Consider the following 23,754-nt stretch of genomic DNA (forward strand, 5'->3'; position numbering starts at 1 on the left):
TTCAGAATTGTCCTATACAAGTCGCTTGGCGACTTACCTAGAGTGACCGGTCCTTCAAACAGGAGCGGCTCATGCACCAGCCCTACGTGTTGATTCATCAGGCACGCCCTTCCCACCAGATTCTTCTGCACCAGGCCTGCAATGTGCTGGGCCTCTTCGACGTGCGCGTTACCGAGAGCCTGACCGATCTCAAGACCTGCCTGGTGCGCGATCGCGGGGCCGACCTGCTGATCCTCGACCACGGCATGCGCGATGGCCTGGCCGTGCTCGAACAGTTCAGGCGCGAGCGCCCGCCACGGGCGCTGCTGTTCGTCGGCCAGCTGGGGGATGGCCTGCCAGACCTCGCCCACGAGGCCCGGCGCCAAGGCCTGTGGGTGCTCGACGAGCTGCCCTGGCCATTGCCCATGCCGCGCTGGCACAAGGCCCTGCGACGTATTCAAACGGTCACATCGCCGACGCATGCTCACTGAACCAGCCGCAGCCGGGCGAACTTTCCGCTGCGCCTGTTGGTCAGTTGCTGTATGTCCCACTACCTGCGCGAGTGATCCGGATGGAAAGAATCTGCAGACTGCTCAACGACACCCTGGCCCCTTACCAGGCCCACCTTGACGCCGCGGATGCCAGCGGCAACCGCCAATTGACCATTTACGACAGCCTCGGTGGCACGGCGCTGCGGCGCACCGTCAGCCTGCGCCAATTGCAGGAGCAGAGCCTGCTGATCGACCTGGTGGATGGCTTGCACCGAGACCTGCAGATTGTCGAGGGGCGCTTGCAGCCCTGTGTGATTGCAGCCTTGCAACAGCGTCAGCAACCCCAGGGAACCTTTGCCTGATTGGCGTATCAGACGCAGTAGGGCAGCTAGCCTGCACACAGCTCCGGTGCAGGAGGGTTGTCACGGGAAGCCCGCATGGGCTTTCGATTGGCCCCGGGCGTCTTCCCCAGCGCTCCGGGGTTTCTTTTTAATGGGCCTCGAAAAACTGCTTGCTGTGCGCCAGGTAGTCGGCGCGCAGTTCAGGGTCGAGCCAGCGGGCATACAGCGCCGGCAGGGTATCGCGGCGTAACGCTGGCAGCAGCTGGTCGATATGCTCGATGGCCGCACGCCCCAGCGGCGAATCCGAACAGCCCACGTGCAGGAACTGGTAGCGGTTGACCCCCTGGATCGGGTGGAAGTGATACGCGTCCAGGTCGCCACCTTGCTGCTGGATCAGGTAGCGCATCTCCGGCCAATAGCCGAGCACCAGTTGCAGGCGCCCGAGCTGCTGCATCTGCAGCAGGCTGGCGGTGGCGTCGTTGCCGTAATGGCGGCTGAATGCGGTGTCGGGCAACTGGCGCAGGATGTCGTCGATCTGCGTGCTGTAGCTGCGCTCGGCGACGATGCCCAGCTTCAGCTGCGTGCTGTCGAGCAAGCCTTTCAGGTCGACCTGCTGGCCATCGAGATAGGGCGCCAACAGCGCTTCGCCTTCAGTGCGGACCATCACGCCACTGCTCATCACCGCAAGCGTTGGCATGGAGAATTTCACGTACTTGGCGCGCTCCGGCGTCCACAGCAGGGTCGGGTCACAGGTGAAGCTGCTGGCGTCTTGCAGCATCTGGATGCCGCGAGCGCGGTTGACCCGAACGATAGCGTGGTCGTACTCGGGCATCTGTTCGATCAGCAGCGGCAGCATCTGGTCGACCACCCCCTGGCCCTTTTCCGACCCCTCGAAAATGGTGAACGGCGGCAGGTCGCGAACCAGCCACAGCAAACGCTCCTTGGCCTGCAAGGGGGCAGCGGCCAGCGCGAGCAGCATGCAGCAGAGCAGGGCGCACAGGCGCATGGGCAATCTCAGACCGTGCCGGCGGTACGCAGCCGGGTGATGGCTGCGGTGTCGTATCCCAGCTTGGCCAGCAGCGCGTCGGTGTGCTCGCCCAGGGCCGGGCCGACCCACTCGGTGGAGCCTGGCGTTTCCGAAAGCTTGGGCACGATGCCGGGCATCTTGAAGGGCTTGCCGTCCGGGAGGCGGGCCTGCAGGAACATCTCCCGCGCCAGGTATTGCGGGTCGTTGAACATGTCCTCGGCCGAGTAGATGCGGCTTGCGGGTACCTCGGCGTCGTTGAGTGCGCGCATCACCTGCTCCAGCGGCAGGCCGTTGGCCCAGCGGTCGATCACCCCGTACAGCTCGTCACGCCGCGCGTCGCGGCCATCGTTGCTGGCCAGCGCGGGGTCATCGGCCAGGTCGTGGCGGCCGATGGCCTGCATGAAGCGCTTGAAGATCGCATCGCCGTTGGCGCCGATCTGCACATGCTTGCCGTCGGCCGTGGTGTGGATGGAGGAGGGGGTGATGCCCGGCATGATGTTGCCGGTACGCTCGCGAATGAAACCGAACACATCGAATTCCGGCACCATGCTTTCCATCATCGCGAAGATCGCCTCGTACAGGGCCACGTCCACCACCTGGCCCTGGCCGCCGTTGACCTCGCGGTGACGCAGTGCCATCAGCGCGCCGATCACGCCCCACAATGCGGCGATCGAATCGCCGATGGAAATGCCGGTGCGCACCGGTGGGCGGTCGTCGAAACCGGTGATGTAGCGCAGGCCGCCCATCGACTCGCCCACCGCACCGAAGCCCGGCTGGTCCTTCATCGGCCCGGTCTGACCGAAACCCGACAAACGCACCATTACCAGGCGTGGGTTCAACGCATGCAGCACATCCCAGCCCAGGCCGAGCTTTTCCAGCACGCCAGGGCGGAAGTTCTCGATCAGGATATCGGCGTCGGCCAGCAGGCGCTTGAGGATATCGCGCCCGTCCGGGTGCTTGAGGTTGAGCGTCAGCGATTGCTTGTTGCGTGCCTGGACGAACCACCACAGAGACGTGCCCTCGTACAGCTTGCGCCATTTGCGCAGCGGGTCGCCGCCGTCCGGGGACTCGACCTTGACCACCTCGGCGCCGAATTCGGCGCAGATACGCGAGGCGAACGGGCCGGCGATCAGGGTGCCGAGTTCGATGACTTTCAGGCCGGCGAGGGGTTTGCTGGGCGTAGACATGTGGCATCCGTGGCAACTGGGCAGAGCCGTGGTTTTATCATAGGTCCACGACGGCAGATACTGCTGCGGCGCAAGGTGGGGCCGGATCGGGTAGACTAGGTGCCTTTTCTCTCTGCACGAAGCCCCCTCGACCATGGCCCAGCCGTCCACCACCTACAAATTCGAACTGAACCTGACCGATCTCGATCGCGGCGTGTACGAAAACGTCCGGCAGACCATTGCCCGCCACCCTTCGGAAACCGAAGAGCGCATGGCCGTGCGGCTGCTGGCCTACGCCCTGTGGTACAACGAGAACCTGTCGTTCGGCCGTGGTCTGTCGGATGTGGATGAAGCAGCGCTGTGGGAAAAGAGCCTGGACGACCGCATCCTGCACTGGATCGAAGTCGGCCAGCCCGACGCCGATCGCCTGACCTGGTGCTCGCGCCGCACCGAGCGCACCAGCCTTCTGGCCTATGGCAGCCTGCGCGTCTGGCAGAACAAGGTGGTGGACGCCGTCAAAGGCCTGAAGAACCTGAGCATCGCCGCCGTGCCGCAGGAGGTCCTGGAAACCCTGGCCACCGACATGCCGCGCACCATCAAGTGGGACGTGATGATCAGCGAAGGCACGGTGTTTGTCACCGATGACCGCGGCCAGCACGAAGTGCAGCTCGAGTGGCTGCTCGGCGAGCGTGGCTGAGCCGACCCCCCATGCGTATCGAACCTCGCCCATTGCCGACGACCCTGCCATTTCTGGGTAACCTGCCGCCTTTGCTGACCCGCCTGTACGCCGCACGCGGCGTAGAGTGCGAAGCCGAACTGGACAAGAGCCTGGCGCGCCTGTTGCCGTACCAGCAGCTCAAGGGCATCGAGGCTGCCGTGGACCTGCTGGTCGAAGCCCTCGACCAGCGCCAGCGCATCCTCATTGTCGGCGACTTCGATGCCGATGGCGCCACGGCCAGTACCGTTGGCGTGCTGGGCCTGCGCCTGCTGGGCGCGGCCCATGTCGACTACCTGGTGCCCAACCGCTTCGAGTACGGCTATGGCCTGACCCCGGAAATCGTCGAGGTGGCGCTGCAGCGCCAGCCGCAACTGCTGATTACCGTGGACAACGGCATCTCCAGCGTTGAGGGCGTCGCGGCGGCCAAGGCGGCCGGGCTCAAGGTGCTGGTCACCGACCACCACCTGCCGGGCGAGCAACTGCCCGCGGCCGATGCCATCGTCAACCCGAACCAGCCGGGCTGCACCTTCCCCAGCAAATCGCTGGCGGGCGTGGGCGTGATCTTCTACGTGCTCATGGCCCTGCGCGCGCGTTTGCGCAGCCTGGGGCGCTACGAGGCGCAGCCCCAGCCGAACATCGGCGAGCTGCTGGACCTGGTTGCCCTGGGCAGCGTGGCCGACGTGGTGCCGCTGGATGCCAACAACCGCATCCTGGTGCACCAGGGCCTCGAACGCATTCGTGCCGGCCGTGCGCGGCCGGGCCTGAAGGCGATTCTCGAGGTGGCGCGCCGCGATCATCGGCGCATTACCTCCACCGACCTCGGCTTCATCCTCGGCCCACGGCTGAACGCCGCCGGGCGCCTGGACGACATGAGCCTGGGCATCGAATGCCTGCTGTGCGAAGACGCAGCGCTGGCCCAGGACATGGCCCAGCAGCTGGATGACCTGAACCAGGACCGCAAGTCGATCGAGCAGGGCATGCAGCGCGAGGCCCTGGCCCAGCTCAAGGACCTGCCGGTCGAGTCCATGCCCTATGGCCTGTGCCTGTTCGATGCCGACTGGCACCAGGGCGTGATCGGCATTCTTGCCTCGCGTCTGAAGGAGCGTTACCACCGCCCGACCATCGCCTTCGCCGATGCCGGCGATGGCATGCTCAAGGGCTCGGCCCGTTCGGTGCCGGGGTTCCACATTCGTGATGCGCTGGATGCCGTGGCGGCGCGCCATCCGCAGCTGATCAGTAAGTTCGGCGGCCATGCCATGGCTGCCGGTTTGTCCTTGCCCGAAGGCAACTTCCCCGCGTTCGCCGAGGCGTTCGACGAAGAAGTGCGCCGCCAGCTGCGCGAAGAAGACCTGACCGGGCGCCTGCTGTCGGACGGCAGCCTGGCCGTGGAGGAATTCCACCTCGACCTGGCCAAGGCCCTGCGCCACGCCGGCCCCTGGGGCCAGCACTTCCCTGAGCCGCTGTTCCATGGCGTGTTCCAGTTGGTGGAGCAGCGCGTGGTCGGCGAACGGCACCTGAAGGTGGTGCTCAAGAGCGAATGCGGGTCGGTGCGCCTGGATGGCATCGCCTTTGGCATCGACCGCGAGGTATGGCCGAACCCGACCGTGCGTTGGGTGGAGTTGGCGTACAAGCTGGATGTGAACGAGTTTCGGGGCAATGAAAGCGTGCAGTTGATGATTGCCCACATGGAGCCGCGCTGATTTTTGCGGGCTTGTGGAAATAGAGCGCCGCTTGAGCGGCGCTCTGTCTGTTAGACGCTGCAAGCCTACTGACGAACTCTTGGTCGCTCTGCGGTTCACTGCAGCCCAAACACCCATCCGCCGTTGGCCACTGGCGTAGCGAAGCGGGAAATGTGGCTATGTTTCGATCGTGCGCTGTAGCTTCTTATTGCGCAGGCTCTGCCAGTGAATCACTGCAGCCCCTGAAAATGAGAGTAGGCTGAGCGTGCAGACGAACATCATTCCTGTTGCAGCTTTCCGATCACTCGTTTCGTTGACACGTTGTCTGAGTGAGGGGTCGGATAATATTTCATCCTCCGTCGATAATGTCCTTACGATAGGGCCTGAAAGGGTATCTTCGACTTCTACGAATAGAGGTGTTGCTTTACTGATATTGGCGTTGTCGTAGCGGGATCTGTCCACGTATATCCATGCTTTAAGCTTTTGGCCGTTGGGCGCATTGTAGCGAACACCTATCCCGTATATGGATTTGTCGTACTCCCAAATTTCGGGTTTTGAACTCAATAACGCAGGCATGCGAACCCATGGAGCGGTAACTGGCTTAATTTTCTCTCCAAAGCCATAGAGAAAAATGGGTAGTAAACAGAGCAATGCGCAACCGTTCAAAACCAGGCACTTCACACGGTCCTGCGCAGGTAGGCTGCGCATCAGTTTGATCCAAGCTCCCCACGTTAGCATCGGTGCCTCTTTCCTAAAAGTGATGAGTGGTCAGTGATATTTATCTTGGTCTGCTGCAGCGCAACACGCATATTTATCTTGGCCTGCGCCAAAGCCAACGGTAACTGACGGCATCGGCCCCACGGGCGCCTGCCCATTTAAGCTTTCAATCCCTATAGTCAGAGTTGCATCTCCTGGGTGCTCGGGAGCAGATATTGTATCGGTTAGGTTAGTTCCGCCAATGGGAATAGGTGGAATACCTGGGTTGGATTTAAGCTCCTCAAGCATGCGGGTATCTAGCTTGATGTCGTGAGTAGTTGGGTTCCATGTGATTACCGTAATCAATCCGCCAAAATGCGAGGCTATCGAAGCTGGGTCTGTTACTGCTAGGTTTGGCGCTATGAGCGGGGTAGAAGGTTCCTGTGCAATGTCATGAGTTTTCAATAAATTTATTATGGAGTCTGTGGCGGTTGTGTGGATTTTCTCGGCGAGGTCTGAATTGTATGCCCCTATTAAACTTGCCCCCAGTGATACCGCGGTGAAAATGCCGGCGGTCACAGGTCCTCCTAGTAGTATTGCAAAACCTGCGACGACGCCGGCAACGTTACCCACAAGACTGACAACGTCACCATGGTTTAGCTTTTGATCACTTCGGTATTCGGCAACAATTTTTAAGAAAGTAACCGTCGCGGCGAGGGAGTTGGTGGCAATGTTGATGAACGGTACGGCCCCGGCCGTCATCTGGTTTACAGAAAGTACAGAAGCGATTGCGGTATCTGGTTTGAGCGCTTTGTACAACTAGTGCAAATCCCTCTTTGTCGGTATTAAACTGGTCATGTACGGCTGATGCTGCCCCAGCCTGGAATCCAGGTTTACCCACGCGGTCTACCATGGCGACAAATATTTCGACACGATTAGTCATGTGGCTTGCTTCTGATTGTTTTAAATGCAAGTGTCACTCGTAAACGATCACATTCAATTGCTGGCGATTTTGCCCTGTGTGGGATTTCGCCGTTGAACACAACAATGCGTTTAGGCTTGGGAAGCACCGCAGCGATAATGTCGTTCTTCACGTCATTGCAATACATAAGTTCGCCTCCCCAGGTCGTAGCCCAAAAGTCGTTACAGAAAATCACTGCGGTTTGGCCTGGTTCGCTGGGTAGATTGTCTCGATGTATCGGGCTGTCCTGCCCTGTCGTCTGTCCGTTTGCGTAGACGCCAATTAGTTTCGAGTTTGTAATGTGCGTTACTTTCAAACGTTGCCAAATTTTAAGCAGAAATCCCCAGCGTTTATCGTTTGCCATCTCCGCTTCGCAGCATTCGAGCGATTCGCGGCGGCTTCCTGCAACGAAGAAATGCCAGCAGGGACGTGAGAAGGGTGTCGAGTTCACCGGCCAGTCATATCTCCATAAAGCATCAGAAAATGCCTTGGTGAGCAGAAGTTGTTCGTGGTCGGTAATGGCGTTATCGAGCGTGCTTATATCTTGTGTGGAGAAAATTTTGCTCATTGTCATGATCGTCGAGTCGATGGATGTTTTCCTTGATTTACGCGGATTTTTCGCAATTCGATGGCGACAACGACGATAGTTTTTTTGTTTTTTAGCGGCGATAGGACGGAGGTGTTACTTATTGAAAAGAACTTCCTGCGCAGTCGTAGGATTATTGAAATTACTTTGTAGGCTCTTTCTAGATAGCCAAGCCTGCTGGCGTCAAATCGCGGTGAAGGGTGGTATCACCCAGGGCGTCGGAGCAGTCAGCAATCCCAGGGAACCTTCCCCCCCACCAATCTGGTCTAGTCTGATTAATGACCGATACCGGACCAGCGTCGTGCATGAGTGTCCGGGCCGGATCACCATTGGAGTCCTTGGGAGGTGCCCTCATGAGCCTGCTGCTCGAGCCTTACACCCTGCGTCAGCTAACGCTGCCCAACCGTATCGCGGTTTCGCCAATGTGCCAGTATTCCGCCGTCGATGGCCTGGCCAACGACTGGCACCTCGTTCACCTGGGCAGCCGCGCCGTGGGTGGCGCCGGGCTGGTCATCACCGAAGCGGTGGCGGTCACTGCCGATGGGCGGATCACCGCCGAAGACCTTGGCCTGTGGGACGACGCGCAAATTGCGCCACTGCAGCGCATCACCCGTTTCATCACTGCCCAAGGCGCCGTGCCGGGCATTCAACTGGCCCACGCCGGGCGCAAGGCCAGCACCCATCGCCCATGGCTGGGCAAGCAGGGCAGCGTGAAGATCGAAGACGGCGGCTGGCAGCCAGTGGGCCCGTCGAAGATTGCCTTCGACCCACAGCACACCCCACCGCGTGAGTTGACCCAGGATGAAATCCAGGGCGTGATCGCGGCCTTCGTGGCCGCGACCGAACGGGCGCTGGAGGCCGGTTTCAAGGTGGTCGAGATTCATGCCGCCCACGGCTACCTGCTGCACCAGTTCCTCTCGCCCCTGAGCAACCAGCGCCGCGACGAATATGGCAGCAGCTTCGAAAACCGCATCCGCCTGACCCTTCAGGTTACCGAAGCGGTGCGCAAGGCCTGGCCCCAGGAGTTGCCGCTGTTCGTCCGGGTGTCGGCGACCGATTGGGTGGAAGATGGCTGGAACCCGGACGAGACCGTCGAGCTGGCCCGGCGCCTGCGCGTGCTCGGTGTCGACCTGATCGATGTGTCCTCGGGCGGTACCTCGGTCAACGCCGAAATCCCCACCGGCCCCGGCTACCAGACCCGCTTCGCCGAGCGTGTGCGCAAGGAGTCGGAAATTGCCACCGGCACGGTAGGCATGATCACCGAACCGGCCCAGGCCGAGCACATCCTGCGCACCGGGCAGGCCGATGTCATCTTCCTGGCCCGTGAGCTACTGCGCGACCCGTACTGGCCCCTGCATGCCGATGATGACTTGGGCGGCAACAAGGCGACCTGGCCTGCGCAATATCAGCGCGCTACAAGCCGGGCGAACCCGATTCACGAGTCCGATTTGCGCGATTGATCGCAAGGCTCAGTTGTAGGCAGCCTGGCTGAGGATGTCGCTCACCCATTGATTGATGCTCTTGTGCGCCAGCTCGGCCTTGGTTGCCACGCTGGCGTGCAGAGCAGGTTCCAGGCGCAGGCTCAATTTCCCGGAGTAAGCCTTTTGCGGCTCTTTGCCTAGCCGCTCGCAGGTTTCGATGTAGTCGTCCACCGCCTCCTGAAACGCTTGCCGTAGTTCGCTTATCGACTCTGCATGAAAGCCGATGACGTCACGTATCCCGGCCACGTGGCCGATCAGCAGCTGGTCTTCATCGCTGTATTCGATTCGTGCGGCATAGCCGCGGTAAGTCATTACATTCATGGTGTCACTCCTGCCTGCTCAAGGAACTGGCGGGCGCCGTGCAATTGATAAGGCTTGGCATGCTTGTCTGGATGTGGCCGGTGAAACGTGGCGATCACGCCATTGAGTTCAAAGCGCACGCGCGACCCCCTCCCTTCAATGACCTTGGCTCCGATCGAAATCAGCAACGATTCCACGCGCACCCATTCCAGGGCCTTGGGCACCGGTTTTTTGAAGATGGCCAGAAGGGTCGATCTTTGATGACTGTTCCTGGTATCAGAATATGATACCAAGTCATTAGTTGGCTGTAGGGCGCTCGGCTGAGCTTTGAATGAAAGGTCGCAAAATAATGAAGCCAAATTGCCCACAGGTACCCAGCAGCATCAAGGCTTGCAGAGTACCTGTGGGAGCCGGCTTGCCGGCGATAGCGTCAGTGATGCCTCCCCAGGTTCAATGCTTGATCATCACATGCCGCACACAGGTGTAATCCTCCAGCCCATACATCGACATGTCCTTGCCATACCCCGAGTGCTTCTGCCCGCCATGGGGCATCTCGCTGACCAGCATGAAGTGGGTGTTGACCCAGGTGCAGCCATATTGCAACCGCGCCGCCAGGCGATGGGCGCGGCCGGTGTCGCGGGTCCACACCGACGAGGCCAGGCCGTATTCGGAGTCGTTGGCCCACTCCAGCGCCTGGGCTTCATCGGTGAAGCGGGTCACCGACACCACCGGGCCGAACACTTCGTTGCGCACGATCTCATCGTCCTGCAAGGCATCGGCCAGCACCGTGGGTGCGAAGAAAAAACCATCCCCAGGCAGTGCCTTGCCGCCGGTGACCAGGCGAATGTGCGGCTGGGCAATGGCGCGGTTCACCAGGCCCGCCACCTTGTCACGGTGCTGGGCGCTGATCAGCGGCCCCAGCTCGGTGTCCTCGGCGTCCTGCACGCCGGCTTTGAGGCTCGCAACCGCCTGGCCCAGGCGCTCGACAAAACGCTCGTAGATGCCGCTTTGCACATACAGGCGGCAGGCCGCCGTGCAGTCCTGGCCTGCGTTGTAGAAGCCGAAGGTGCGAATGCCCTCGATGGCGGCATCGATGTCGGCATCGTCGAACACCAGCACCGGCGCCTTGCCGCCCAGCTCCATGTGCATGCGCTTCACGCTGTCGGCCGTGGCGCCGATGATGTGCGCGCCGGTGGGGATCGAGCCGGTCAGCGACACCATGCGCACCTTGGGGTGGGTGACCAGCGGGTTGCCGACCGTTTGCCCACGGCCGAAAAGGATATTGAGCACGCCGGCAGGCAGCAGGTCCTTGGCCAGCTCGCCCACCCGCAGGGCGGTCAGCGGGGTCAGCTCGGACGGCTTGATGACCACGGTATTGCCGGCGGCCAGGGCCGGGGCGATCTTCCACGCCAGCATCATCAGCGGGTAGTTCCACGGCGCGATCGAGGCCACCACGCCCAGTGGGTCGCGGCGGATCATCGAGGTGTGCCCCGGCAGGTATTCGCCGGCCGCCGAGCCGCCCGGGCAGCGGGCGGCACCGGCAAAGTAGCGGAACACATCGACGATGGCCGGTATCTCGTCGTTCAGCGCGGCGGCGAAGGGTTTGCCGCAGTTGTGCGACTCCAGCCTGGCCAGCTCGTCGCCATGCGCCTCGATGGCGTCGGCCAGCGCCAGCAGGGCCAGCGAGCGTTCCTTGGGGCTGGTCTGCGACCAGCTGTCGAAGGCCAGGTCGGCGGCGCGCACGGCGGTATCGACCTGGGCTTCGGTGGCCTCGTTGATCTGTACCAGGGCGCTGCCCTCGGCCGGGTTGAGCACGGTCCAGGCCGGGCCTTCGCCAGCGACCAGGCGGCCATTGATCAGCATATCGGTTTGCATGGGGGCTCCTTTGAGGTCATTTGCCGCTGCCTGCGACGCCTTCGCCGCCGCGGGTCAGGTAGTAGGCGCCGAGGATCGGCAGCATGGTCACCAGCATCACCAGCATGGCGACCACGTTGGTCACCGGCACGTCGCGCGGGCGGCTGAGCTGGTTGAGCAACCAGATCGGCAGCGTGCGCTCGTGGCCGGCGGTGAACGTTGTGACGATGATTTCGTCGAAGGACAGGGCAAAGGCCAGCATGCCGCCGGCCAGCAGCGCCGAACCGAGGTTGGGCAGGATGATGTAGCGAAAGGTCTGCCAGCCATCGGCGCCCAGGTCCATCGAGGCCTCGATCAGGCTTTGCGAGGTGCGCCGCAGCCGCGCGATCACGTTGTTGTAGACGATCACCACGCAGAAGGTGGCGTGGCCGACGACGATGGTGAAAACCCCAGGCTCGATGCCCAGGCTCTTGAACGCCGACAGCAAGGCGATGCCGGTGATGATGCCGGGCAGGGCGATCGGCAGGATCAGCATCAGCGAAATGCCCTCCTTGCCGAAGAAGCTGCGCCGGTACAGCGCCGCCGACGCCAGGGTGCCGAGCACCAGGGCGATCAGCGTGGCCAGGCAGGCCACCTGCAGCGACAGCTTGATGGCCTCGAGTACGTCCGCGCGGGCGAAGGCCACGGCGAACCATTTCAGGGTAAAGCCCTGGGGCGGGAAGCTGAAGGCGGCGTCTTCGGTGTTGAAGGCGTACAGCACGATGATCAGGATCGGGAAGTGCAAGAACAGCAAGCCGCCCCACGCCGCCAGGCGCAGGCCGAGGGTGGCTTTTTCAGAGTGCATCGAAGGCTCCCAGGCGCTTGACGATGGACAGGTACAGCGCAATCAGCACGATCGGCACCAGGGTGAACGCGGCGGCCATCGGCATGTTGCCGATCGCCCCTTGCTGGGCGTAGACCATGCTGCCGATGAAGTAGCCGGGCGGGCCGATCAGCTGCGGCACGATGAAGTCGCCCAGGGTCAGCGAGAAGGTGAAGATCGAGCCGGCGGCGATGCCTGGGATCGACAGCGGCAGGATCACCTGCCAGAACGTCTGCGCAGGCCTTGCGCCGAGGTCTGCCGAGGCTTGCAGCAGCGACGGAGGCAGGCGCTCGAGCGAGGCCTGGATCGGCAGGATCATGAACGGCAGCCAGATGTACACGAACACCATGAAGCGCCCCAGGTGCGAGGTCGACAGCGTGCTGCCGCCCACGCCGGGCACGGCCAGCACGGCTTGCAGCAGCGCATCCAGGTGCAGTTGCTGGACGAACCACTGGGCCACGCCGCCCTTGGCCAGCAGCAGGGTCCAGGCATAGGTCTTGACGATATAGCTGGCCCACATCGGCAGCATCACCGCGATGTAGAAAAACGCCTTGGTCTTGCCGCTGGTGTAGCGCGCCATGTAGTAGGCGATGGGGAAGGCCAGCACCGCGCTGGCCAGCGACACCGCAACGGCCATGCTCAAGGTGCGCAGGATGATGTCGAAGTTCGAGGGGTTGAACAGGGCGGCGAAGTTGCCCAGGGTCAGGGTCGGCGTCACCGCCATGGTGAAGTCGTCGAAGGTGTAGAAGCCTTGCCACATCAGGTTGAGCAACGACCCCAGGTAGATCGCGCCGAACCAGGTCAAAGGCGCAATCAGCAGCAGTGACAGGTACAGGTTGGGGCGCCGGTACAAAAGGTTGGCAAAGCGCCGCAGCGGGCTTGCAGAGGGTTGCGCCAGGCTCATGTCAGCGGCCCTCGGCCAGCACGGTTTCCTGCAGCGCCGTCATCGCCTCGCGCGGCCAGCGCACCTGCACCCGCTGGCCGGCCTGCCAGGGTTGCGGCTGGTCTTGCCAGCGGTCGTTGGCGTGGCTCACCGCCAGCAATTGGCCGTTGTCCAGCTGCACTTCGTAGCGCGTGGCGCTGCCCTGGTACTGGATGTCGCGCAGCAGGCCGCTGAGCTGCACGTGCGGCCCGTCGCCGGGCAGGTCGCCCAGGCGGATATGTTCGGGGCGAATGGAGAACGGCGCGCGCGCCCCGCTGAGCTGCTCGGCCAGGTCGCCGCGGACCACGTTGGAGGTGCCGACGAATTCGGCGACGAAGGTGGTGGCCGGCTTCATGTAGAGCTGGCGCGGGGTGTCGACTTGCTCGATGCGCCCGCGGTTGAACACCGCCACGCGGTCGGACATCGACAGCGCCTCGGTCTGGTCGTGGGTGACGAAGATGAAGGTGATGCCCAACTGGCGCTGCAGCTTCTTCAGCTCGCCCTGCATCTGTTCGCGCAGTTTCAGGTCGAGCGCGCCCAGCGGCTCGTCGAGCAACAGCACCCGTGGCCGGTTGACCAGGGCGCGGGCCAGGGCCACACGCTGGCGCTGGCCACCGGAAAGCTGCGCCGGCTTGCGCTCGCCGTAGCCGGCCAGGGCGACCATGGCCAGGGCCTCTTCGGCCCGGGCATGGCGTTCGGCCTTGGCCACGCCCTTGACCTTCAGGCCATAGGCAATGTTGTCGCGCACGTTCATGTGCGGGAACAGTGCGTAGTCCTGGAACACCGTGTTGACGTCCCGCTGGTAGGGCGGCACGCCAGCGGCTTCGCTGCCATGGATGCGGATCGAACCGCTGTCGGGTTGTTCGAAGCCGGCGATCAGGCGCAGGCAGGTGGTCTTGCCCGAGCCTGAAGGGCCGAGCATGGAAAAGAATTCGCCGTCTTCGATGTCGATGCTGACCTGGTCGACAGCCTTGACCTCGCCGAAGGTGCGGCAAACCTGGGTGAACTGGACGGCTAGGGGCATGGGCACTACTCGGCTGTTGTGTTGGGTTGCCTGGCCCCATCGCCGGCACTTGTGGGAGCCGGCTTGCCGGCGATGGGGCCAGTACAGGCGCAATCGACCTCAGCGCCCGCCCATGATCGCGATGTAATCCTGGGTCCAGCGGCTATAGGGTACGAACTTGCCGCCCTGGGCCTGTGGCGTCTTCCAGAAGGCAATCTTGTCGAAGTTGTCGAAACCGTTGGTCTTGCACCCCTCGGCCCCCAGCAGTTCGCTGCCGGTGCACGCCGCCGGCACCGCCGGCAACGAGCCGAACCAGGCCGCCACATCGCCTTGCACCTTCGGTTGCAGCGACCAGTCCATCCACTTGTAGGCGCAGTTGGGGTGCTTGGCCTCGCTGTGCAGCATGGTGGTATCGGCCCAGCCCGTGGCGCCTTCCTTCGGAATGGTCGAGGCCACGGGCTGGTTCTCGGCCTTCAGGCCATTGACCATGTAGCCCCATGAACTGGACGCGACCACGCCCTCGTTCTTTACATCGCTCATCTGCACCGTGGCGTCGTGCCAGTAACGATGGATCAGCGGCTGCTGCTGGCGCAGCAGTTCGAGCACGGCCTTGTACTGGGCCTCGTTGAGCTCGTAGGGGTCCTGGATGCCCAGCTCCGGCTTGGCCGATTTCAGGTACAGCGCCGCGTCGGCGATGTAGATCGGCCCGTCGTAGGCCTGCACCCGGCCCTTGTTCGGCTTGCCGTCGGGCAGCTCCTGCGGCTGGAACACCACGCCCCAGCTGGTCGGCGCCTGCTTGAAGGTGTTGGTGTTGTACAGCAGCACGTTGGGGCCCCACTGGTACGGCGTGCCGTAGACTTGCTTGTCGACCACGTACCAGCCGCCGTTCTGCAGGCGTGGGTCGATGTTCTTCCAGTTGGGGATCAGCGCGGTGTTGATCGGCTGCACCTTCTTGCCGACGATCAGCCGCAGCGAGGCATCGCCGGAGGCGGTGACCAGGTCGTAGCCGCCCTTGTTCATCAGGCTGACCATTTCGTCGGAAGTGGCAGCGGTCTTGACGTTGACCTTGCAACCGGTGTCTTTCTCGAAGCCGCTGACCCAGTCATAGGCCTTGTCGCTCTCGCCGCGCTCGATGTAGCCGGGCCAGGCGACGATATCCAGCTGGCCTTCGGTGGCGCCCAGGGCCTTGGGCAGCTCGGCAGCCTGCAGGCCGGCGCTGGCCAGCAGCGCGCCGGTCACGGCGCCGAGCAATGCGGTCTTGTGCACTGACATGGTGTTCCCTCTTGTTCTTGGAAATCGGGGCAGTCATCACGCAAGCGGTGAAGCATTGGCTATAAGCGTAGTGCGCTTGCGCAGTACGTTGGCGATATCGAGTCTAGTTGGCTTTTTGCCAGCTAAAGCAACATCTGGAAGCAAATCCGGGCGTGGCCGGGCACCTGGCAAGGCTTACTCTGGCCGTTACTTTCTGAAACGTGGAGACACGCGCATGAACACCCGGGGCTTGCTCGATCAATTGCTCAAATCCGGCCAGCAACTGCTGAACAAGCAGTCGTCCGCCGGCAAACCTTCGCCAGGCGCGGGCGGGCTCGGCAGCCTGTTGTCCGGTGCTGGCGGCGGTGCCTTGGCCGCCGGGGCCATGGGCCTGCTGCTGGGGAACAAGAAGGGGCGCAAGGTGGGCGGCAAGGTGCTGACCTACGGCGGCCTGGCGGCGCTTGGTGTGCTTGCCTACAAGGCCTACGGCAACTGGCAGGCGCGCCAGGGCGCGGGGCAGGGCGCGGCGCCCCAGACCCTCGACCGGCTGCCGCCGGCCCAGGCCGAAATCCACAGCCAGGCGGTGCTGCGCGCCCTGGTGGCGGCGGCCAAGTCCGATGGCCATATCGATGAGCGCGAGCGGCAACTGATCGAAGGCGAGTTCACCCGCCTGGACAACGACGGCGAGCTGCAGCAGTGGCTGCACACCGAGCTCAACAAGCCCCTGGACCCGGCCGAAGTCGCCCGCGCGGCGCAAACCCCGGAGATGGCGGCAGAGATGTACCTGGCCAGCGTGATGATGGTCGACCAGGAAAACTTCATGGAGCGCGCCTACCTTGACGAACTGGCCCGCCAGCTGCGCCTGGACCCTGCCTTGCGCCAGGAACTGGAGAACCAGGTGCGCCTCGCCTCGGCGTAATAAGTGGCAAATGGCCTGTCCATTGGGCAAGGATGCCTGAATACCCCGCACTTCAGCCGCAAAACCGTAGGAAGCCTAGGCTATACTTCGACGATTTTTCCCGCTCGTTGTGAATTCCTGAGGGCTGAATGTGAAGAACTGGACCTTGCGCCAACGGATCCTGGCAAGTTTCGCCGTGATCATCGCCATCATGCTGCTGATGATCGTGGCCGCCTACTCGCGGCTGGTGGCGATCGAAAGTGCCGAGGAGGCGGTGGGTACCGACAGCATTCCCGGGGTCTACTACAGCTCGATGATCCGCAGCGCCTGGGTCGACAGCTACGTCACCAGCCAGCAGCTGGTGGGGTTGTCCAACCACCGCGAAATCACCCCGGCCGACATGGAGCTGTTCAAGAGCTTCGAAGAGCGCCTCAAGCAGCACATGGCCAGCTACCAGGCCACCATCCAGGACCGCGGCGACCAGGCCAGGTTCGACGACTTCGTGAAGATGGAAGAAACCTACGTCAAGATCGTTGGCGAGGTGCTCGATGCCTATCGCCAGCACAACTACGGCGAAGCCCAGCGGCTGATCAGCGACGTGCTGACCCCGGCCTGGGTCGATGGGCGCAAGCACCTCAACACGGTCATCGAGCACAACCGCGAATCGGCCGATGCCGCCACCCAGGAAATCGTCAGCGCCGTGAGCACCGCCAAGGGCAGCATGATGGTTTCGCTGTTGCTGGCGATCATTGCCGCCGGTATCTGCGGCCTGTTGCTGATGCGCGCCATCACCGCGCCGGTGCAGCGCGTGGTGCATGCCCTCGACAAGCTGCGCTCGGGCGATTTGAGCATGCGCCTGAGCCTGGACCGCAAGGATGAATTCGGCGCCATCGAAAGTGGCTTCAACGAAATGGCCGAGGCGCTGGCCAACCTGGTGTCCCAGGCCCAGCGCTCGTCGGTGCAGGTGACCACCTCGGTCACCGAGATTGCCGCCACCTCCAAGCAGCAGCAGGCCACCGCCACCGAGACCGCAGCCACCACCACCGAGATCGGCGCCACCTCCCGGGAAATCGCCGCCACCTCGCGCGACCTGGTGCGCACCATGACCGAAGTGACCAGCGCCGCCGACCAGGCCTCGAGCCTGGCAGGCTCCGGCCAGCAAGGCCTGGCGCGCATGGAAGAGACCATGCACCAGGTCATGGGGGCTGCCGACCTGGTCAACGCCAAACTGTCGATCCTCAACGAAAAGGCCAGCAACATCACCCAGATGGTGGTGACCATCGTCAAGGTCGCCGACCAGACCAACCTGCTGTCGCTCAACGCCGCCATCGAAGCGGAAAAGGCCGGCGAGTACGGCCGCGGTTTTGCCGTGGTCGCCACCGAGGTGCGGCGCCTGGCCGATCAGACGGCCGTGGCCACCTACGACATCGAGCAGATGGTGCGGGAAATCCAGTCGGCGGTATCGGCCGGGGTCATGGGCATGGACAAGTTCTCCGAAGAAGTGCGCCGCGGCATGTTCGAGGTGCAGCAGGTGGGTGAGCAACTGAGCCAGATCATCCACCAGGTGCAGGCGCTGGCGCCGCGGGTGCTGATGGTCAACGAGGGCATGCAGGCCCAGGCCACCGGGGCCGAGCAGATCAACCAGGCGCTGGCCCAGCTCAGCGACGCCAGTACCCAGACCGTGGAGTCGCTGCGCCAGGCCAGCTTTGCCATCGATGAGCTGAGCCAGGTGGCCGCCGGCCTGCGTGGCGGCGTGTCGCGTTTCAAAGTCTGACCCAGATGACCGACCTGCATCCGCATTCGGCAGCGGCGGCCCGCGCCAAGGGCACGCTGTACCTGCAGTTTCGACTCGACCAGCAGCGCTTCGCCCTGGATGTGCGCGAAGTGATCGAGGTGCTGCCGCGCCGGCCGCTCAAGCCGATCGCCCAGGCTCCGGCCTGGGTCGCCGGCATCCTCGCCCACCGCGGCGTGCTGGTGCCGGTGATCGACCTGTGCGCCCTGAGCTTTGCCCGGCCCGCCGCCGAGCGCACCAGCACGCGCCTGGTGCTGGTGCATTACCGCAAGGTGCATCAGCTGGGGCTGATCCTGGAGCAGGCCACCGACACCCTGCGCTGCCCGCCAGACGAGTTCCAGCCCTATGGCCTGGACAACGGCGAGGCGCCTTACCTGGGCCCGGTGCGCCAGGATGCCCAGGGCATCCTGCAGCGCATCGAGGTGGATGACCTGCTCAGCGACGCGGTGCGCGCGTTGCTGTTTGCCGAGCAGCCAGGCCAGCAGCAGGTGGGCTCATGAGCCATCAGCGGTTTTTCCGTTTCTTGCAGGAGCGCATCGGCCTGGATGTCGAGTCGGTGGGCATCCCCATGGTCGAACGGGCCCTGCGCCAGCGCTGTGTCGCCCTGAATGCCGCCGACCTCGACGATTACTGGCTGCGCCTGCAGCAGTCGGCAGACGAACAACAGGCGCTGATCGAGGCGGTGATCGTTCCGGAAACCTGGTTTTTCCGCTACCCCGAATCGTTCACCGCGCTGGTCGGCCTGGCCCACAAGCGCTTGGCCGAACTGGCCGGCGAGCGGCCGTTGCGCCTGCTCAGCCTGCCCTGTTCCACCGGCGAGGAGCCTTACTCGCTGGCCATGGCCCTGCTGGATTCGGGCATGCAGCCGACGGCCTTCCAGGTCGATGCCATCGATATCAGCCCCAATTCGGTGGCCAAGGCGAAAAAGGCCGTGTACGGGCGCAACTCCTTCCGTGGCCAGGCGCTGGCATTTCGCGAGCGGCATTTCCACGAAGCCGGCGACAACCATGAACTGGACGCGCGGGTGCGGCAGCAGGTGAGGTTCGAAGTGGGCAATGTGCTCGACCCGATCCTGGCCGGGCGCAATGGCCAGTACGATTTCGTGTTCTGCCGCAACCTGCTGATCTACTTCGACGTGCCGACCCAGCAGCGGGTCTTCGAGGTGCTCAAGCGCCTGGTGCACGACCAGGGTGTGCTGTTCATCGGGCCTGCCGAGGGCAGCCTGCTGGCGCGCCTGGGCATGCGCCCGCTGGGGATTGCCCAGTCGTTTGCCTACGTGCGCCAACCTGCCGAAACGCCGGTTGCCGCGCCCAAACCCCTGCACAGCGCCCCCGCCAGCGTCGCGCCGAGCGTGCCCAGCCGGCCAGCGCCTGCGCCACAGCCGCGCAGGCTGATAGCGGCCGCAGCGCCCAAGGCTGAGCCACGCGAGAGCGAAAGCGAGTTGCTGGCCAGCATCGCCCAGCAGGCCAATGCCGGCGACAGCGCCCAGGCGCGAGCGAGCTGCCAGCGCTACCTGCGCGAGTTTGCGCCCAAGGCCCAGGTGTACTACTGGCTGGGGCTGCTCAGCGACACCGAAGGCGACGCCGCGCAAGCGCTGAGCCATTACCGCAAGGCCCTGTACCTGGAGCCGCAGCATGCCGAGGCGCTGCTGCACCTGGCCACTTTGCTGGCTGCCCAAGGGGACAGCGCCGGTGCCCGTCGCCTGCAGGAACGCGCCGCGCGCGCCGGTCGGGAGTCTGAACGATGAACGTCGAACACGCCGTGGCGTTGCTCGCCGAAGACGACCAGCACATCGATGACTGCTGGAACCGCATCGGCGTGCATGGCAACAAGCAGTGCCCGCTTTTGGAACGGCACATCCACTGCCGCAATTGCGATGTCTACGCTGCAGCCGCCACGCGCCTGCTGGACCGCTACGCGCTGGTCCAGGACGAGCAGGTGCACCATGCGCAGGCCAGCGACGCCCATGCCGGGCGCTCGCTGCTGCTGTTCCGCCTGGGCGAGGAGTGGCTGGCGCTGGCCACCGCGTGCCTGGCCGAAATCGCCCCGGTGCAGCCGGTGCATTCGTTGCCGCATCAGCGCTCGCGGGTGTTGCAGGGCGTGGCCAACGTGCGCGGCGCACTGGTGCCGTGCCTGTCCCTGGGCGACCTGCTGGGGGTCGAGCAGTTGGCCGAACAACAACCGCGCAGTGGCCGGGCCATGCCCCGGCTGCTGATCCTCGCTGCGGCAGGCGGCCCGGTGGTGATGGCGGTGGATGAAATTGATGGCATCCACCGCCTGGACCTCGCGCCGGCCGCTGCCGCCGAGGAAGCGGCGCCGTTCACCGCCGCCGTGCTGCAGTGGCGCGGGCGTAGCGTGCGCGTGCTGGATGAACAACAACTACTGTCTGCCGTGCAGCGGAGCCTGTCATGACCCCTGAGCAAATGCGCGACGCATCGTTGCTCGAGCTGTTCAGCCTGGAAGCCGAAGCCCAGACCCAGGTGCTCAGCACCGGGTTGATGGCGCTGGAGCGCAACCCGACCCAGGCCGATCACCTGGAAGCCTGCATGCGCGCGGCCCACTCGCTCAAGGGCGCGGCGCGGATCGTCGGCCTCGATGCCGGGGTCAGCGTGGCCCATGTGATGGAAGACTGCCTGGTGGCCGCCCAGGAAGGCCGGCTGTTGCTGCGTGCCGAGCATATCGATGCGCTGCTGCGCGGTACCGACCTGCTGCTGCATATCGCCACCCCCGATGACCCGCAGGGTGAAGCCGCGGTGCCGGCGTTTCTGGTGCAGATGGCAGGCCTGATCGATCCGTCGGCCGCGCCTGCGCCAGTGGCCCAGGCGCCGCGGGTCGATGTGCCGGTGCCGCCACCTGCGCCAGCGCCGGCCGAGCCACCCGTGCTCGAAGCCGAGGCGGACAGCGATGCGCCCGCCCTGCGCAAGGCTGGCAAGCGCAGTGGGGAAGGCGGCGAGCGGGTTCTGCGGGTCACGGCCGACCGCCTCAACAGCTTGCTCGACCTGTCGAGCAAGTCGCTGGTCGAGACCCAGCGCCTGAAGCCCTACCTGGCCACCTTGCAGCGCCTCAAGCGCATGCACGGCCAGGGCATGCGCGCCCTCGACGGCCTCAAGGCGCAACTGGAGGACAGCGGCCAGAGCCCGGAAGTGCTCGACGCCCTGGCCCAGACCCAGCGCTTGCTGCAAGAGACCCAGCAGATCCTGCAGCAGCAGGCCGCCGACCTCGACGAATTCGGCTGGCAAGCCAGCCAGCGCGCACAGTTGCTCTACGACACCGCACTGGCCTGCCGGATGCGTCCGTTCGCCGATGTGCTCACCGGCCAGAGCCGCATGGTCCGTGACCTGGGGCGCTCGCTGGGGAAACAGGTGCGCCTGCAGATCGACGGCGAAAAGACCCAGGTCGACCGCGACGTGCTGGAAAAGCTCGACGCGCCGCTGACCCACCTGCTGCGCAATGCCGTCGACCATGGCATCGAACAGCGCGAGCAGCGCTTGCTGGCCGGCAAGCCGGAGGAGGGCGCGATACGCCTGCGCGCCTCCCACCAGGCCGGCCTGCTGATTCTCGAACTGAGCGATGACGGCGCCGGCATCGACCTTGAGCGGTTGCGCCGCAGCATCGTCGAGCGTGGCCTGTCGCCGGCGGCCACGGTGGCGCAGATGAGCGAGGCGGAGCTGCTGACCTTCCTGTTCCTGCCTGGCTTCAGCATGCGCGACAAGGTGACCGAAGTGTCTGGCCGCGGCGTCGGCCTGGACGCGGTGCAGCACATGGTCCGCGAACTGCGCGGCTCGATCGAGCTGACCCAGGTGGCCGGCCAGGGCTGTCGCTTCCACCTGGAAGTGCCGCTGACCCTGTCGGTGGTGCGCAGCCTGGTGGTGGAGGTGGGCGGCGAGGCCTACGCCTTCCCGCTGGCGCACATCGAACGCACCCTGGAGGTCAGCGCCGAGCAGATCGTGCAGATCGAAGGGCGCCAGCACTTCTGGCACGAGGGCCAGCATATCGGCCTGGTGGCGGCCAGCCAGCTGCTCAACCGGCCCAACGGCCACGGCGAGCAAAGCAGCTTGCGCGTGGTGGTGATCCGCGAACGGGAACAGCTCTACGGCGTGGCCGTGGAGCGCCTGGTCGGCGAGCGGGTGCTGGTGGTGATGCCGCTCGACCCGCGCCTGGGCAAGGTCCAGGACATCTCCGCCGGCGCGCTGTTGGACGACGGCTCGGTGGTGTTGATCGTCGACGTCGAAGACCTGCTGCGCTCGGTGGAAAAGCTGCTGAGCACCGGCCGCCTGGAACGTATCGAACGTGGCGCCCAGGCCGGGCGCGGCGCTGCGCGCAAGCGCATCCTGGTGGTCGACGATTCGCTGACCGTGCGCGAACTGCAGCGCAAGCTGTTGAGCAACCGCGGCTACGAAGTGGCCGTGGCGGTGGATGGCATGGACGGTTGGAACGCCCTGCGGGGCGAGGACTTCGACCTGCTGATCACCGACATCGACATGCCGCGCATGGACGGCATCGAGCTGGTCACCCTGGTGCGCCGCGACCAGCGGCTGCAGTCGTTGCCGGTGATGGTGGTGTCGTACAAGGACCGCGAGGAAGATCGCCGGCGTGGCCTGGATGCCGGCGCCGACTATTATTTGGCCAAGGCCAGCTTCCACGACGATGCGTTGCTGGATGCGGTGGTCGAACTGATCGGAGGTGCTCAAGGATGAAGATCGCCATCGTCAACGACATGCCCATGGCCGTGGAGGCGTTGCGCCGGGCCTTGGCCTTCGAGCCTGCGCACGAAGTGATCTGGGTCGCCGGCAATGGCGCCGAGGCCGTGGGCAAGTGCGCCGAGGCCACCCCCGACCTGATCCTCATGGACCTGATCATGCCGGTGATGGACGGCGTCGAGGCGACCCGGCGGATCATGGCCGAGACGCCGTGCGCCATCGTCATCGTCACCGTCGACCGCAAGCAGAACGTGCACCGGGTGTTCGAAGCCATGGGCCATGGCGCCCTGGATGTGGTCGACACCCCGGCGCTTGGCGCGGGCGATGCGCGCGAGGCGGCGGCGCCGCTGCTGCGCAAGATACTCAACATCAGCTGGCTGATCGGCCAGCAGCGCCCCAGCGCGACCAAGCCGGTGGCCGCGCCCATACGCGATGCCGCCCAGCGCCGGGGCCTGGTGGCGATAGGCTCCTCGGCCGGTGGGCCGGCGGCCCTCGAGGTGCTGCTCAAGGGCCTGCCCAAGGCGTTTCCGGCGTCCATCGTGCTGGTGCAGCATGTCGATCAGGTGTTCGCCGCCGGCATGGCCGAATGGCTCAGCAGCGCCTGCGGGCTGCCGGTGCGCCTGGCCCGCGAGGGCGAGCCGCCGCAGCCGGGGCAGGTGCTGCTGGCCGGCACCAACCACCATATCCGCCTGCTGCACAATGGCCAGTTGGCCTACACTGCTGAACCGGTCAACGAAATCTACCGGCCCTCGATCGATGTGTTCTTCGAGAGCGTGGCGCGCTACTGGCGCGGCGATGCGGTGGGCGTGCTGCTCACCGGCATGGGCCGCGATGGCGCCCAGGGCCTCAAACTGATGCGCCAGCAGGGCTTCCTGACCATTGCCCAGGACCAGTCCAGCAGCGCAGTCTACGGCATGCCCAAGGCCGCCGCGGCAATCGATGCGGCGGTGGAAATCCGTCCGCTGGAGCGAATTGCCGGGCGCTTGATGGAAATCTTTGCAAAATGACGATATGTATTGAATCACGCCGCCCCGGCTGCAGTGATCA

The 23,754-nt window shown here is 64.3% G+C and carries 24 protein-coding genes; 12 read left to right on the forward strand and 12 right to left on the reverse strand.

What is annotated here, in order from left to right; genetic code table 11:
- Nucleotides 1–71: 71 nt before the first annotated feature.
- Both L6D75_RS18255 and L6D75_RS18260 read left to right on the forward strand, forming a co-directional pair.
- Nucleotides 72–470 carry a histidine kinase gene (locus L6D75_RS18255; protein ID WP_176513658.1) on the forward strand — a complete coding sequence of 133 codons (399 nt, stop codon included), beginning with the start codon at nt 72–74 and terminating at the stop codon, nt 468–470.
- A gap of 80 nt (nt 471–550) precedes the next feature.
- A complete protein-coding gene (locus L6D75_RS18260; protein WP_176513655.1) occupies nt 551–832 on the forward strand; it encodes a DUF3509 domain-containing protein in 282 nt (93 codons plus the stop codon).
- Nucleotides 833–959: 127 nt separating this feature from the next.
- Here the strand turns inward: L6D75_RS18260 and L6D75_RS18265 are convergent, their stop codons facing one another.
- Complete coding sequence (locus tag L6D75_RS18265) at nt 960–1,817, reverse strand: TIGR02285 family protein (protein WP_176513653.1); 858 nt, start codon at nt 1,815–1,817, stop codon at nt 960–962.
- An 8-nt stretch (nt 1,818–1,825) separates the two neighbouring features.
- A complete protein-coding gene (locus L6D75_RS18270; RefSeq protein WP_176513650.1) occupies nt 1,826–3,025 on the reverse strand; it encodes a CaiB/BaiF CoA transferase family protein in 1,200 nt (399 codons plus the stop codon).
- Between the two features lie 133 nt (nt 3,026–3,158).
- Between L6D75_RS18270 and L6D75_RS18275 the strand changes: the two genes are divergently transcribed.
- The gene (locus L6D75_RS18275; protein ID WP_176513648.1) at nt 3,159–3,701 is read left to right on the forward strand and encodes a YaeQ family protein; all 543 of its coding nucleotides are present in this window, start codon (nt 3,159–3,161) and stop codon (nt 3,699–3,701) included.
- Nucleotides 3,702–3,712: 11 nt separating this feature from the next.
- Entirely contained in the window at nt 3,713–5,422 is a 1,710-nt protein-coding gene (gene recJ, locus L6D75_RS18280; RefSeq protein ID WP_176513645.1) for a single-stranded-DNA-specific exonuclease RecJ, read from the forward strand.
- Between the two features lie 156 nt (nt 5,423–5,578).
- On the opposite strand, the gene L6D75_RS18285 is transcribed toward recJ, so the two are convergent.
- The 3 genes from L6D75_RS18285 to L6D75_RS18295 all read right to left on the reverse strand — a co-directional run bounded on the left by L6D75_RS18285 (nt 5,579) and on the right by L6D75_RS18295 (nt 7,626).
- Entirely contained in the window at nt 5,579–6,109 is a 531-nt protein-coding gene (locus L6D75_RS18285; protein WP_176513644.1) for a hypothetical protein, read from the reverse strand.
- A 60-nt stretch (nt 6,110–6,169) separates the two neighbouring features.
- Nucleotides 6,170–6,916: a hypothetical protein gene (locus tag L6D75_RS18290; protein ID WP_176513641.1), complete on the reverse strand. Its 747-nt coding sequence runs from the start codon at nt 6,914–6,916 to the stop codon at nt 6,170–6,172.
- 116 nt (nt 6,917–7,032) lie between these two features.
- The gene (locus L6D75_RS18295) at nt 7,033–7,626 is read right to left on the reverse strand and encodes a 2OG-Fe(II) oxygenase (protein ID WP_176513638.1); all 594 of its coding nucleotides are present in this window, start codon (nt 7,624–7,626) and stop codon (nt 7,033–7,035) included.
- 371 nt (nt 7,627–7,997) lie between these two features.
- Here L6D75_RS18295 and L6D75_RS18300 point away from each other — a divergent pair, with 371 nt between their 5' ends.
- Nucleotides 7,998–9,104, forward strand: a complete 1,107-nt coding sequence (locus L6D75_RS18300; protein ID WP_176513635.1) for an NADH:flavin oxidoreductase/NADH oxidase — start codon at nt 7,998–8,000, stop codon at nt 9,102–9,104.
- Nucleotides 9,105–9,113: 9 nt separating this feature from the next.
- Here the strand turns inward: L6D75_RS18300 and L6D75_RS18305 are convergent, their stop codons facing one another.
- The 7 genes from L6D75_RS18305 to ydcS form a co-directional block, all read right to left on the reverse strand.
- Nucleotides 9,114–9,446 (reverse strand): type II toxin-antitoxin system HicB family antitoxin, encoded by a 333-nt coding sequence (locus tag L6D75_RS18305; protein WP_176513633.1) that lies wholly within the window; start codon nt 9,444–9,446, stop codon nt 9,114–9,116.
- Complete coding sequence (locus L6D75_RS18310; protein WP_176513631.1) at nt 9,443–9,649, reverse strand: type II toxin-antitoxin system HicA family toxin; 207 nt, start codon at nt 9,647–9,649, stop codon at nt 9,443–9,445. Before L6D75_RS18310 ends, L6D75_RS18305 begins: the two co-directional genes overlap by 4 nt.
- Before the next feature lie 226 nt (nt 9,650–9,875).
- Nucleotides 9,876–11,300 carry a gamma-aminobutyraldehyde dehydrogenase gene (locus L6D75_RS18315; RefSeq protein WP_176513629.1) on the reverse strand — a complete coding sequence of 475 codons (1,425 nt, stop codon included), beginning with the start codon at nt 11,298–11,300 and terminating at the stop codon, nt 9,876–9,878.
- A 16-nt stretch (nt 11,301–11,316) separates the two neighbouring features.
- On the reverse strand, nt 11,317–12,123 hold the full coding sequence (locus L6D75_RS18320) for an ABC transporter permease (RefSeq protein WP_176513627.1): 807 nt from the start codon (nt 12,121–12,123) through the stop codon (nt 11,317–11,319).
- A complete protein-coding gene (locus L6D75_RS18325) occupies nt 12,113–13,045 on the reverse strand; it encodes an ABC transporter permease (RefSeq protein ID WP_176513625.1) in 933 nt (310 codons plus the stop codon). Before L6D75_RS18325 ends, L6D75_RS18320 begins: the two co-directional genes overlap by 11 nt.
- 1 nt (nt 13,046) lies before the next feature.
- Nucleotides 13,047–14,087: an ABC transporter ATP-binding protein gene (locus tag L6D75_RS18330; protein WP_176513623.1), complete on the reverse strand. Its 1,041-nt coding sequence runs from the start codon at nt 14,085–14,087 to the stop codon at nt 13,047–13,049.
- Nucleotides 14,088–14,186: 99 nt separating this feature from the next.
- Complete coding sequence (ydcS, locus tag L6D75_RS18335; RefSeq protein WP_176513621.1) at nt 14,187–15,338, reverse strand: putative ABC transporter substrate-binding protein YdcS; 1,152 nt, start codon at nt 15,336–15,338, stop codon at nt 14,187–14,189.
- Between the two features lie 214 nt (nt 15,339–15,552).
- Here ydcS and L6D75_RS18340 point away from each other — a divergent pair, with 214 nt between their 5' ends.
- The 7 genes from L6D75_RS18340 (at nt 15,553) to cheB (ending at nt 23,714) form a co-directional block, all read left to right on the forward strand.
- Nucleotides 15,553–16,236, forward strand: coding sequence for a tellurite resistance TerB family protein (locus L6D75_RS18340; RefSeq protein WP_176513619.1), 684 nt, complete (start codon nt 15,553–15,555; stop codon nt 16,234–16,236).
- Nucleotides 16,237–16,366: 130 nt separating this feature from the next.
- Nucleotides 16,367–17,989: a methyl-accepting chemotaxis protein gene (locus L6D75_RS18345; RefSeq protein WP_176513617.1), complete on the forward strand. Its 1,623-nt coding sequence runs from the start codon at nt 16,367–16,369 to the stop codon at nt 17,987–17,989.
- Nucleotides 17,990–17,994: 5 nt separating this feature from the next.
- Nucleotides 17,995–18,507, forward strand: a complete 513-nt coding sequence (locus L6D75_RS18350; RefSeq protein WP_176513615.1) for a chemotaxis protein CheW — start codon at nt 17,995–17,997, stop codon at nt 18,505–18,507.
- Nucleotides 18,504–19,754 carry a CheR family methyltransferase gene (locus L6D75_RS18355; protein ID WP_176513613.1) on the forward strand — a complete coding sequence of 417 codons (1,251 nt, stop codon included), beginning with the start codon at nt 18,504–18,506 and terminating at the stop codon, nt 19,752–19,754. Before L6D75_RS18350 ends, L6D75_RS18355 begins: the two co-directional genes overlap by 4 nt.
- Nucleotides 19,751–20,419 carry a chemotaxis protein CheW gene (locus tag L6D75_RS18360; protein WP_176513610.1) on the forward strand — a complete coding sequence of 223 codons (669 nt, stop codon included), beginning with the start codon at nt 19,751–19,753 and terminating at the stop codon, nt 20,417–20,419. Before L6D75_RS18355 ends, L6D75_RS18360 begins: the two co-directional genes overlap by 4 nt.
- On the forward strand, nt 20,416–22,704 hold the full coding sequence (locus L6D75_RS18365) for a hybrid sensor histidine kinase/response regulator (RefSeq protein ID WP_176513608.1): 2,289 nt from the start codon (nt 20,416–20,418) through the stop codon (nt 22,702–22,704). The genes L6D75_RS18360 and L6D75_RS18365 overlap by 4 nt, the downstream gene beginning before the upstream one ends.
- The gene (gene cheB, locus L6D75_RS18370; RefSeq protein WP_176513606.1) at nt 22,701–23,714 is read left to right on the forward strand and encodes a chemotaxis response regulator protein-glutamate methylesterase; all 1,014 of its coding nucleotides are present in this window, start codon (nt 22,701–22,703) and stop codon (nt 23,712–23,714) included. Before L6D75_RS18365 ends, cheB begins: the two co-directional genes overlap by 4 nt.
- Nucleotides 23,715–23,754 lie beyond the last annotated feature (40 nt).

The organism is Pseudomonas faucium (assembly GCF_021602585.1).
In the GTDB taxonomy this organism is placed as follows: domain Bacteria; phylum Pseudomonadota; class Gammaproteobacteria; order Pseudomonadales; family Pseudomonadaceae; genus Aquipseudomonas; species Aquipseudomonas faucium.